2 protein-coding genes and 3 tRNA genes are annotated in these 3,907 nt (G+C 73.2%); 4 read left to right on the forward strand and 1 reads right to left on the reverse strand.

The window, feature by feature from the left end:
- Positions 1-172 precede the first annotated feature (172 nt).
- From HLB09_RS14155 to HLB09_RS14165, 3 genes are all read left to right on the forward strand, one after another.
- A tRNA-Gly gene (locus HLB09_RS14155) sits at positions 173-245 on the forward strand.
- 27 nt (positions 246-272) lie between these two features.
- Positions 273-343, forward strand: a tRNA-Cys gene (locus tag HLB09_RS14160).
- A 45-nt stretch (positions 344-388) separates the two neighbouring features.
- A tRNA-Val gene (locus HLB09_RS14165) sits at positions 389-463 on the forward strand.
- Positions 464-551: 88 nt separating this feature from the next.
- Here the strand turns inward: HLB09_RS14165 and HLB09_RS14170 are convergent.
- A complete protein-coding gene (locus HLB09_RS14170) occupies positions 552-1,511 on the reverse strand; it encodes a YihY/virulence factor BrkB family protein (RefSeq protein WP_171203987.1) in 960 nt (319 codons plus the stop codon).
- 201 nt (positions 1,512-1,712) lie between these two features.
- On the opposite strand from HLB09_RS14170, the gene glgX reads away from it, so the two are divergent.
- The coding region (gene glgX, locus HLB09_RS14175; protein WP_171203988.1) for a glycogen debranching protein GlgX at positions 1,713-3,907 on the forward strand (2,195 nt) is incomplete at its 3' end.

Genomic DNA, 3,907 nt, shown 5'->3' on the forward strand with positions numbered 1-3,907 from the left:
TCCGCGGCGCCACGGGAGCGCTCGGGCGCCGGCTCGGCCGCCCGCCCGTCGGCGGGGCGTCCGGGGGCCGCGGCGGGGCCCGGCGGGGCCGAGTTGGACGAGTCGTTCACCACTCGTCTAGAGTCCAGCACGCACGCCGACGGCGGCCCCCCGGGGCTGGCGGAGGCAGCGTGCGGACGTGGCTCAGCTGGTAGAGCATCACCTTGCCAAGGTGAGGGTCGCGGGTTCGAATCCCGTCGTCCGCTCGGAGGCAGTGCCTCGGCACGCCTCACGGTGGAGTGGCCGAGAGGCGAGGCAACGGCCTGCAAAGCCGTGAACGCGGGTTCGAATCCCGTCTCCACCTCGGTGCCCCGCGGAGGAGACGTCGCAGCCGCGGACGACGCACCCCGGGCGATTGGCGCAGCGGTAGCGCGCTTCCCTGACACGGAAGAGGTCACTGGTTCGATCCCAGTATCGCCCACCACCCACGAGAGCCCCGGTCCCACGGACCGGGGCTCTCGTGCGTCCGGGCCCCTCGCCACCCGCCGGACGAGCCCGCCGGGGCGCGTCGCTCAGGTCCCCTCGGCCGCCCGCTCGTCGACCGTCATGCCGTCCTCGTCGCGCTGGGGCCGCACGTGCTCGACCGCGGCGTTGAGGCCGGCGCCGACGAGGACGCCGAGGGCCAGCAGGTAGAACCACAGGAGCAGGACGATGGGCGCCGACAGGGGCCCGTAGATGGCGACGCCGCGCCCCGTCCCGACGGTGAGCCCGAGCAGGGCCCGCAGCCCCCACGAGGTCACGACCCACAGGCCGAGCGCCACCGCCGCGCCCGGCAGCGCCCGCCGCCAGGCCAGCCGGACCGGCGTCGCGGCGTGGTAGAGCAGCGCGAGCAGCAGCGAGCTCAGCAGGAGCACGACGGGCCAGTACAGGGAGAGGAGCCCCTCGAGCGGGTCCGGCAGGAGCCGCTCGAGGGCCGTGGGGCCGAGCAGCAGCAGGGGGAGCGCGACGGCGCCCGCCCCCAGCCCGAGCACGTAGAGCAGGAGCGAGAGGGCGCGGGCCCGGACGGGGCCGCGCCCCCCGCCCATGCCGTACATGATCGCGACGGTGTCGAGGAGCACCGCCAGGGCGCGCGAGCCCGACCAGAGCGACAGCACGAAGCCGATCGAGATGAGGTCGAAGCGGGGGCCGTCCAGGGCCGCGGTGATCGTCGGGACGATCGTCCCGCCCACGACGTCCTCGGTGAGGAAGGGCGAGAGCTGGGTGCTCAGCACCCGCTCGAGCTGCGCCGTCGTGTCCGCCCCGAGGCGCGAGCCCACGAGCGCGGCCGTGCCCGTGAGCCCCAGGACGAGCGGCGGCAGCGAGAGCAGGGCGAAGAAGGCGGCCTCCGCGGCCAGGCCCGTGACCCGCTGGCGCAGCCCGAGCCGCACGGCCTCGAGCACGACGTCCGCACCCGTCCCCAGCACGGGGACCTCGCGGGCGCGGCGGCGCACCGCCCGCCCGCGGCGGCGCAGCCCCTCCTCCAGCGCGCCCACGCCGCGAGGGTAGGACCCCGCCCCGGCCCCGCCGGGGAGCCGCACCACCGGGGAACCGGACCACGGGGGCCGGGCGGGCGGACGTGGACCGGTGAGCGGTGGCGCGCTCGATGCGGTGGGATGGGGTGCCCGTGACGACGGGCACCGCACCGGTCCCGCGCACCGCCCGACCGCCCCCCAGACCCGAGGGACGACCCGCACATGCAGACCTACCCCGGCAACCCCTACCCCCTGGGCGCCACCTACGACGGCACGGGCACGAACTTCGCCCTCTTCAGCGAGGTCGCCGAGCGCGTCGAGCTGTGCCTGGTGGACGACGAGGGCGGCGAGACGCGGGTGCCGCTGACCGAGGTGGACGGCTTCGTGTGGCACGCCTTCCTGCCGAGCGTGCGCCCGGGCCAGCGCTACGGGTACCGGGTCCACGGCCCCTACGACCCGGCCTCCGGGCACCGGTGCAACCCCGCGAAGCTCCTGCTCGACCCGTACGCCAAGGCGATCGACGGCCAGGACGACGGGGACGAGTCCCTGTTCTCCTACCGCTTCGGCGACAAGGACTCGTTCAACGACGACGACAGCCTCGGCCACACGGCCCTGTCGGTCGTCATCAACCCGTTCTTCGACTGGAGCGCCGACCGCCGCCCGGGGCACGAGTACCACGAGAGCGTCATCTACGAGGCCCACGTCAAGGGCCTCACGATGACGCACCCGGACATCCCCGAGGAGCTGCGCGGCACCTACGCCGCGGTGGGCCACCCGGCGATGGTCAAGCACCTCACGGACCTCGGCGTCACCGCCGTCGAGCTCATGCCCGTCCACCAGTTCGTGCAGGACTCCCACCTCGTCGACCGGGGGCTGCGCAACTACTGGGGCTACAACACGATCGGCTTCTTCGCCCCGCACGGCGAGTACTCCTCGGCCGGCACGCGCGGGGACCAGGTGTCGGAGTTCAAGGCGATGGTGCTGGCGCTGCACCAGGCCGACATCGAGGTCATCCTCGACGTCGTCTACAACCACACCGCCGAGGGCAACGAGATGGGCCCCACCCTCTCCTTCCGGGGCATCGACAACGCCGCGTACTACCGCCTCGTCGACGGCGACGAGCAGCACTACTTCGACACCACGGGCACCGGCAACAGCCTGCTCATGCGCCACCCGCACGTCCTGCAGCTCATCATGGACTCGCTGCGCTACTGGGTGACCGAGATGCACGTCGACGGCTTCCGCTTCGACCTCGCCTCGACCCTGGCGCGCCAGTTCCACGAGGTGGACCGGCTCTCGGCGTTCTTCGACCTCATCCAGCAGGACCCGGTGGTCAGCCAGGTCAAGCTCATCGCCGAGCCGTGGGACGTCGGCGACGGCGGCTACCAGGTGGGCGGCTTCCCGCCGCTGTGGACCGAGTGGAACGGCATGTACCGCGACACGGTCCGCGACTTCTGGCGCGGCGAGGAGTCGACGCTGGCGGAGTTCGCCAGCCGCATCTCCGGCTCCAGCGACCTCTACGAGAGCTCGCGGCGCCGGCCCGTCGCCTCGATCAACTTCGTCACCGCGCACGACGGCTTCACCATGCGGGACCTCGTGTCCTACAACGACAAGCACAACGAGGCCAACGGCGAGGGCGGGGCCGACGGCGAGAGCCACAACCGGTCCTGGAACTGCGGCGTCGAGGGCCCGACCGACGACCCCGAGGTGCTCGTCCTGCGCGCCCGCCAGCAGCGCAACTTCCTCCTCACCCTGCTGCTGAGCCAGGGCGTGCCGATGCTCCTGCACGGCGACGAGCTCGGCCGCACCCAGGGCGGCAACAACAACGGCTACTGCCAGGACAACGAGACCAGCTGGATCGACTGGCGGCTCGACGAGCAGCAGGCCGAGCTGCTCGACTTCACCCGCCGCGCCGTGCGCCTGCGCCGCGAGCACCCGATCTTCCGGCGCCGCCGCTTCTTCAAGGGCGAGGCCTCCAAGGGCGGGCAGTCCGACCTCTCGGACATCGTGTGGATGACGCCCGCCGGCGAGGTGATGAAGGACGGCGACTGGCACAGCCACTTCGCGCGCGCCGTCACCGTCTGGCTCAACGGCCACGAGATCAACGAGCCCGGCCCCCGCGGCGAGCGGGTGGAGGACGACAAGTTCCTCGTCCTCTACAACAGCCACTACGAGGGGCTGGAGTTCGTCATGCCGGACACCGCCTACGGGCCGGCGTGGCAGGTGCTCGTGGACACCGCCTCGCTGCTCGAGGGGCAGGTCGTCCAGGCGGGCGGCTCGCTGCACCTCGGCGCCCGCAGCATGGTGGTCCTCGTCTGCGACCCGGCCCACGCCGAGCCGGAGCCGCTGCGCGCGGCGTCCGCGACGGCGGCCGTGGACGACGGCGCCACCGCCCGCCGCACCCGGGCCGCCCGCAG

It is taken from the genome of Pseudokineococcus marinus (assembly GCF_013004605.1).
Taxonomy (GTDB): Bacteria; Actinomycetota; Actinomycetes; order Actinomycetales; family Quadrisphaeraceae; genus Pseudokineococcus; species Pseudokineococcus marinus.